This is a genomic window from Aquicoccus porphyridii (genome assembly GCF_008369105.1).
GTDB lineage: Bacteria > Pseudomonadota > Alphaproteobacteria > Rhodobacterales > Rhodobacteraceae > Aquicoccus > Aquicoccus porphyridii.
The window spans coordinates 1-350 of record NZ_VINQ01000251.1 but is presented as its reverse complement, the minus strand read 5'-3'; the positions used below and the strand labels follow the sequence as shown (position 1 = coordinate 350).

Genomic DNA, 350 nt, shown 5'->3' with positions numbered 1-350 from the left:
TCGGCAAGCGCCTGGACATGAGCGACGCGGCGATCCGCCGGGCGCTGGAGCAGGGCGACAGCCCGGAGTTCGCCGACAGCGCGCTGTACCGCAAGGTCTTCGCCCTGGCCGAAAGCGCCACCAGCAAGACATTGCCCCGCGCCGTGCTGCCGGGGATCACCCTGGAGAGCCCGAAGATCACCCGCAAGCTGACCACCGCCTGGTTCGCCAAGCGCGTCGACGAACGCTACCAGCGCTGCATGGCGCGCGTGCGGAAACGCTGAGTCCATCGTCGCGCGGTCGCGCGGGTCGAACCTGGCGCCGCCGCGGGAGTCTGCCGTCCTGTCAGCCAAGCTCATGGAGAAGCAGCG

At 70.0% G+C, this 350-nt stretch carries 1 protein-coding gene; it reads left to right on the top strand.

Annotated elements, in window-relative coordinates:
* A partial coding sequence (locus FLO80_RS24380; protein ID WP_149187189.1) for a DUF1615 family protein occupies positions 1-263 on the top strand: 263 nt, incomplete at its 5' end.
* Between the last annotated feature and the right edge of the window lie 87 nt (positions 264-350).